Genomic DNA, 6,554 nt, shown 5'->3' with positions numbered 1-6,554 from the left:
GGCCGGCGCCGCGGCCGCCTGCACGTCGTCGCGGGTCACCCGGCCCTCGGGCCCGCTCCCGGCCACCCCGGCCAGGTCCACGCCGAGGTCGCGGGCCAGCTTCCGCACCGGCGGCTTGGCCAGCACGCGCGTCGAGGCGGCCGTGGCCACCGGCACCTCCGCCGGCACCTCCGCCGGCACCTCCGCCGGCACCTCCGCCGGCACCTCCGCCGGCACCTCCGCCGGCACCTCCGCCGCGGGTGCGACCGGCGCATCGGCAGGTACGCCGACCCGCGCCCGCCGCCGCAGCTCGCGCTGCTTCGGCCCGTAGCCGACCAGCGTCGGGTTCCCCGCGGGCGGGACGTTGGTGTCGATCGGGGCCGACGGCTGCGTCGGACCGGCCGGCGCGGGGGCGGGCTCGGCCACCGGCGCTGCGGCCCCGATCGCGATGATCGGCGTACCGACCGTGACGGTGTCCCCCTCCTCGACCAGCAGCGCGCTCACCTCGCCGGCGTACGGCGAGGGCAGCTCGACGATCGACTTGGCCGTCTCGATCTCGACGATGATGTCGTTGACCGCGACCACGTCGCCGACCTTCACCCGCCAGGTCACGATCTCGGCCTCGGTCAGCCCCTCGCCGACGTCGGGCAGCTTGTACTCGGGCATCTCGTCCTCCCCCTCAGAAGGCCAGCGACCGGTCGACGGCGTCGAGCACCCGGTCCAGGTCGGGCAGGTACTCCTCCTCCACCCGCGCCGGCGGGTAGGGCGTGTCCCAGCCGCCGACCCGCAGCACGGGCGCCTCCAGGGAGTAGAAGCACTCCTCGGTGACCCGGGCGGCGACCTCGGCGCCCATGCCGAGGTTGACGTGCGCCTCGTGGACCACCACCGCGTGCCCGGTACGACGGACCGACTCGTGGACGGGTCCCATGTCCAAGGGAGACAGCGTGCGCAGGTCGATCACCTCGAGCTGGCGGCCCTCGTCGGCGGCGACCGAGGCCGCGTCCAGGCAGGTGCCCACGGTCGGCCCGTAGGCGATGAGGGTGGCCGCGTCGCCGGCCCGGACGACCCGGGAGGCCCACAGCGGGCCGGGGGTCGCCTCGTCGTCGACCTCGGCCTTGGTCGAGTGGTACTGCCGCTTCGGCTCCAGGAAGATCACCGGGTCGTCGCTGGCGATGGCCTGCTGCAGCATCCAGTACCCGTCGACCGGGTTGGAGCACGCCACGACCTTGAGGCCGGGCGTGTGCGCGAACTGCGCCTCCGGCGACTCGCTGTGGTGCTCCACGGCGCCGATGCCGCCGCCGAACGGGATCCGGATCACGATCGGCATCGGCACCCGCCCCTGCGTGCGGGCGCAGAACTTCGCGACCTGGCAGACGATCTGGTCGTAGGCGGGGTACACGAAGCCGTCGAACTGGATCTCCACGACCGGCCGGTACCCGCGCATCGCGAGGCCGACCGCGGTGCCGACGATGCCGGACTCGGCGAGCGGGGTGTCCATCACCCGCTCCTCGCCGAAGTCCTTCTGCAGGCCGTCGGTGATCCGGAAGACGCCGCCCAGCCGGCCGACGTCCTCGCCCATCACCAGCACCTTGGCGTCCTCCTCCATGGAGCGGCGCAGGGCGGCGTTGAGGGCCTTGGCCAGGGTCATGGTCGTGGTGGTCATGCCGCACCTCCCTCCTGCGCGAACGAGGCCCGGTGGGCGGCCACCGCCGCCCGCTGCGCCGCCAGCTCGGGGGTCTGCTCGACGAAGACGTGGTCGAAGACACCCAGCGGGTCGGGGTCCGGGAGCGCGTGGCACTCGGTCCGCATCCGCTCGCCGAGCGCGTCCGCCTCGGCGGCGAGGTCGGTGAAGAACTCCTCGTCGGCCAGGCCGTTGCGGCGCAGGTGCGCCTCCACCCGGGCCAGCGGGTCCTTCAGCTTCCAGTGCTCGACGTCCTCGCCGAGCCGGTAGCGCGTCGGGTCGTCGGTCGTGGTGTGGGCGCCCATCCGGTAGGTGTAGGCCTCGATCAGCATGGGGCCCTGCCCCTCGCGGGCCCGGCGCAGCGCGGCCTGCGTGACGGCGTACGTGGCCAGCACGTCGTTGCCGTCGACGCGGACGCCCGGGAAGCCGAAGCCGTTGGCCCGCTGGTAGAGCGGGATCCGGGAGACCTTCTCGATCGGCTCGCTGATCGCCCACTGGTTGTTCTGGCAGAAGAAGACCACCGGGGCGTTGGCCCAGGCGGCGAAGATGAACGCCTCGTTGACGTCGCCCTGGGAGGAGGCGCCGTCGCCGAAGTGGGCCAGCACGGCGCCGTCGCGCTCGGGGTCGCCGCTGCCGACGACGCCGTCGCGCTGCATCCCCATCGCGTAGCCGCAGGCGTGCAGCACCTGGGCGCCGATCACGATCGTGTAGAGGTTGAAGTTCTTCTCCAGCGGGTCCCAGCCGCCGTTGTCGACGCCGCGGAACAGGCCGAGCAGCGCGACCGGGTCGACGCCGCGCACCCAGGCGACGCCGTGCTCGCGGTAGGTGGGGAAGACGAAGTCCTGCGGGGCGAGCGCGTGGCCGGCGCCGACCTGGGCGGCCTCCTGGCCGAGCAGCTGGGCCCACAGGCCGAGCTCGCCGTGGCGCTGCAGCGCGGTGGCCTCCATGTCGAGCCGGCGGACCAGGAACATGTCGCGGTAGAAGGTCCGCAGCTGCTCGGGGGTGACGTCGACGTCGTACTCGGGGTGGTGCACCCGCTCCCCCTCCGGGGTCAGCAGCTGGACCAGGTCGTGCTCCACCGCGGTCGCGGTAGGCGCCGGGCCGAACACCGGGTCGTTCGCAGCGTCGTTCACGAGGGCACCTCTTCCTTGTCGCCGGGCTCGGCGGGGTTGTCCGCCTCGTCCCGGGTCGTCGGGAGTGCGGCCGCGGACCCACGCAGGGGTGGCGCATGTGATCCGGGACACACCGTCGTTGCCAACCTACTCGGCCGGGTCGCAGATCCGCATTCGGCGTCGTCACATCCCGATTGGCCCCGTAAACGCGAGAAAGAGGGCCATTCGGGATGTGACGACGCGATCGCCGGAGCTCAGCGCTCGGGCGCCGCCTCGTGCAGCGCGCCGAGGTCCTCGTGGTCCCGGTGGCTCTCGGGCTCCACCTGGAACGTCGTGTGCCGTACGTCGAAGTGGTCCGCCACGCACGCACCCAGGTCGTCCAGGATCGCGCCGACGCCGCGCTCGGCCAGGGCCGCGTCGGTGACCGTGACGTGGGCCGAGAGCGAGGCCATCCCGCTGGTGATCGTCCAGGCGTGCAGGTCGTGCACCTCGACCACGCCGGGGGCGTGCAGCAGGTGGTGGCGGACCTCGTCGACGTCGAGGTCGGCCGGCGCGATCTCGAGCAGCACCCGGCCGACGTCGCGGATCAGCACCAGCGCGCGGGGCAGGATCATCGCGGCGATCACCAGCGAGGCCAGCGGGTCGATCAGGTACCAGCCCCACAGCCAGACCACGACGCCGACCACGACCGCCAGGACGGAGCCGAGCGCGTCGGCGAGCACCTCGTTGAAGGCTCCGCGGATGTTGAGCGACCCGGAGTCGGCGCGACGCAGGATCAGCAGCGAGACCACGTTGGCGGCCAGGCCGATCGAGGCGAAGCCGATCAGCGGCAGCCCCTCGACCTCCGGCGGGTCGCCGAGGCGGCCGACCGCGGCGACCGCGATGTAGGCGCACACGACGAGCAGCACGAGCCCGTTCACGCCGGCGGCGACCACCTCCGCCCGGTGGTAGCCGAAGGTCGAGCCGCGCCCGCCCGGCCGCGCGGCCAGGTACGACGCCCCGAGCGCGAGCACGACGGCGCCGGCGTCGGTGGCCATGTGCCCGGCGTCGGCCAGCAGCGCCAGCGACCCGGTGATCCAGGCGCCGAGCACCTCGGCCAGCAGCACCACGCCGGTGACGCCGAGCACCCAGCGCAGCCGGCGCCGGTCGGCCGCCCGCCCCGCGGCGTGGCCATGCCCGTGCCCGTGTCCGTGACCCACGCGCCCAACCCTAGGGCGGCCCCGTCTCCGGTGGTTGAGGTGCGAGCGAAGCGAGCCGGCCCGGTGGTTGAGGTGCGAGCGAAGCGAGCCGGCCCGGTGGTTGAGGTGCGAGCGAAGCGAGCCTCGAAACCACCACCCCACGGCGAGGGGTGGTTTCGAGGCTCGGCGCCGGGGCGCCTCGCACCTCAACCACCGGGGAGCGCGTCAGGCGATGGCGTCGATCTTCCAGCCGCCGTCCTCGACGACCAGGCCGAAGGTGGCGTCCTGGCTGGTGGTGTCGTCGATCAGCGTCGCGGTGACCGTGGCGGTCCGCGCCGGCTCGTCGATCGACTCCGCGCCCAGCGTCCACGTGAAGGACGCGGGCATCCCCTCGTCGCACTCCCCCTGGGTGGCCAGGAAGTTCGCGCTGACCAGGTCCGTCGCGCTCGCGCAGTCGCCGGCGTTCACCGCGACCAGGAACGCCTGGACGACCGACGACGGTCCCTCCGCCGGCAGCCCGGACTCGTCGACGGTGGGTCCCGTCTCGGCGGTCGGTTCCGAAGCGGGCACCGTCGTCGTGATGGTGACCTGGGTCTTCGGCTCCTCGCCGTCGTCGCCGCCGGCGAGCAGCACCACCGTCACGATCACGGCGCCGATGATCACCAGGACCACGGCACCGATGACCGCCGCCAGCACCATGCCTCCTCGGCCGCCGCCACCGCCGGTCGGCGGCGCCGGGTAGCCACCCGGCCCGCCCGGCACGCCGGGACCGCTCGGTGCGCCGTAGACCGGCGCGCCGTAGGGCTGCTGCCCGGGGGCACCGTACGGGGGCTGCCCGTATGCGGGTCCGGGCTGGCCGCCGGCGCCGGGCACGACCTGGGTGGGCGGCGGCGGTTCCTCGCCCGGGTGGTGGCTCACGTCCGGGAGCCTAGCCGCGACGGGCGCGCTCGGGGAGGTAGGAGACGACGAGCAGCGCCAGGCCGATCGGCGCCGCCACCAGGAACCAGGCGGCGTACGGCGCCAGCGACCGCACCACCACCTCGGTCACCAGGCGGGCGATGTCGGAGCGGTCCTCCTCGGCCAGTCGGCCGGCGACCTCCGCGGCCGGCAGCGACGCCATCATCGTCAGCGCCGCCGCCGTCGCCAGGCACAGGCCGGCGACGCCGAGCACCCGCATCCGGCCGCGCCAGCCGCGGCCCAGGGCCACCGCGACCACGACGAGCACCACGCAGGCGAGCCAGCCGAGGCGGGCCAGCGCGCGCAGCGCGTCGTACCGCTCCTGCTGCTCGAGCAGCGTCGACTCGCGCACCATCGGGACCCGCAGGGCGAGGTCGTCGACGGAGACCGCGAGCCCCCGCTCCCCCGCCACCCGCTCCAGGGTCGCGGTCAGCAGGGGGCTGACGTCGACGCTGACCCAGTCGTCGTCGTCGACGTCCGTGCCGTCGCGGACCAGCCGCAGGAACTCCTCGTGCACCGTCCGGTTGGCCTCGCGCCACGTCTCGGGGAAGCCGGGGTTGTCGACCACGGCCTGGGCGGCGGCGCGGACCCAGGTCTCGGCGGCAGCCGGGAGGGTGAACGGCAGCCGCTCCCGCAGGTCGTCGACGGCCGCGTCACCCACCTCCCGGGCGAGCTCGTCGCGCAGCGCGGGCTCGTCGGCCAGCGGGGCCACGGTCTCGACGTACGCGTCAGTGTCGTCGATCCGGGCGTGCGCCCAGCTGCCGACGATCGCCAGCGGGGCCAGGAGGGTTGCCAGGACGAGGCAGACGCCGGCGAGGACGGGGCGCATCTACGACGCGCACTCCTCGTCCGAGCAGTCCTCGTCGACCCGCCAGTCACCGTCCTCCTTGACGACCCGGTACCAGCCGGTGAAGGAGTCGGTCTCGTCGCCGCCGAAGTAGTCGTCGAGGAACTGGTCGTTGTCGCCCTGGTACTCGTAGCTGCCCTCGTACTCGACGATCGCCTCGTCGTCGCCCTTCTCGTTGACGTCGGTGATCTCGACGTCGAACTCGATGTCGTCGAAGGCGTCGTCGTAGGACTGGCCGTACTCGTCCTCGAAGTCCTTCTTGGTGTCCTCGAGGTCGTCGGCGGACCGGTCGGCGTAGTCCCCGCAGTCGTCGCCGTCCTCGTCGAGGAGGTTCTCGCGGTAGTCAGCGCTGCGCAGCTCGCACTCGGCCTCGAAGTCCTCGTCGATCTGGGCCTGGATGTAGTCCTCGACCACGTCGCCCGGCCCGCCGCCGGCGGTCACGATGAAGAAGCCGCCGACCCCGCAGACGAGGAGGATCAGCGCGACGCCGCCGGCGACCAGGCCGATGAGCAGGCCCTTCCGGCCACCACGGCCGGAGCCCCCGGCGGTGCCGCCGCTGTAGTCGGGGGCGAACGGCTGCCCCGGAGCCCCGTACGGCGGTCGCGGGGCCTGCTGGGGTTGCCCGGCGCCGCTCGGCGCCACCTGGGTCGGCAGGTCCGCACCCGGCCCGCCCGGGCCGCCCGGGCCGCTCCGTGCCGAGGGCCGGCCGGCGGTGCGGGTCGAGCTGAAGCTGCGCTACGTGCCGTTCTTCACCGTCACCCGCAGCCACAAGCTGCCCGCCCCGACCGGCGACGCCGACG

General features: G+C 73.9%; 7 protein-coding genes and 1 pseudogene. 1 reads left to right on the top strand and 7 read right to left on the bottom strand.

Annotated elements, in window-relative coordinates; genetic code table 11:
• From ABLM29_RS21950 to ABLM29_RS21920, 7 genes are all read right to left on the bottom strand, one after another.
• Window positions 1–645: biotin/lipoyl-containing protein (locus tag ABLM29_RS21950; protein ID WP_349716762.1), on the bottom strand; the 645-nt coding region annotated here is incomplete at its 3' end.
• A 13-nt stretch (window positions 646–658) separates the two neighbouring features.
• Window positions 659–1,642: an alpha-ketoacid dehydrogenase subunit beta gene (locus ABLM29_RS21945; protein ID WP_349716760.1), complete on the bottom strand. Its 984-nt coding sequence runs from the start codon at window positions 1,640–1,642 to the stop codon at window positions 659–661.
• Window positions 1,639–2,793 carry a pyruvate dehydrogenase (acetyl-transferring) E1 component subunit alpha gene (pdhA, locus tag ABLM29_RS21940; RefSeq protein ID WP_502889307.1) on the bottom strand — a complete coding sequence of 385 codons (1,155 nt, stop codon included), beginning with the start codon at window positions 2,791–2,793 and terminating at the stop codon, window positions 1,639–1,641. Before pdhA ends, ABLM29_RS21945 begins: the two co-directional genes overlap by 4 nt.
• Window positions 2,794–3,026: 233 nt before the next feature.
• Window positions 3,027–3,971, bottom strand: a complete 945-nt coding sequence (locus tag ABLM29_RS21935; RefSeq protein WP_349716758.1) for a cation diffusion facilitator family transporter — start codon at window positions 3,969–3,971, stop codon at window positions 3,027–3,029.
• A 204-nt stretch (window positions 3,972–4,175) separates the two neighbouring features.
• Window positions 4,176–4,868 carry a hypothetical protein gene (locus ABLM29_RS21930; RefSeq protein ID WP_349716756.1) on the bottom strand — a complete coding sequence of 231 codons (693 nt, stop codon included), beginning with the start codon at window positions 4,866–4,868 and terminating at the stop codon, window positions 4,176–4,178.
• 10 nt (window positions 4,869–4,878) lie between these two features.
• Window positions 4,879–5,736, bottom strand: a complete 858-nt coding sequence (locus ABLM29_RS21925; protein ID WP_349716754.1) for a hypothetical protein — start codon at window positions 5,734–5,736, stop codon at window positions 4,879–4,881.
• Window positions 5,737–6,396, bottom strand: coding sequence for a hypothetical protein (locus tag ABLM29_RS21920; protein WP_349716752.1), 660 nt, complete (start codon window positions 6,394–6,396; stop codon window positions 5,737–5,739).
• A 58-nt stretch (window positions 6,397–6,454) separates the two neighbouring features.
• Between ABLM29_RS21920 and ABLM29_RS21915 the strand changes: the two are divergent.
• Window positions 6,455–6,554, top strand: a pseudogene (locus ABLM29_RS21915) (DinB/UmuC family translesion DNA polymerase); the annotation flags it as partial.

The organism is Nocardioides sp. YIM 152588, assembly GCF_040191335.1.
Classification (GTDB): Bacteria; Actinomycetota; Actinomycetes; order Propionibacteriales; family Nocardioidaceae; genus Nocardioides.
The sequence above is the reverse complement of the archived record's forward strand: the minus strand, read 5'-3'. Positions and strand labels throughout refer to the sequence as shown.

Excerpts from the sequence above, each read along its gene's own strand:
- ABLM29_RS21945 (WP_349716760.1), bottom strand. The coding sequence starts at position 1,642 with ATGACCACCACGACCATGACCCTGGCCAAGGCCCTCAACGCCGCCCTG.
- ABLM29_RS21925 (WP_349716754.1), bottom strand. The coding sequence starts at position 5,736 with ATGCGCCCCGTCCTCGCCGGCGTCTGCCTCGTCCTGGCAACCCTCCTG.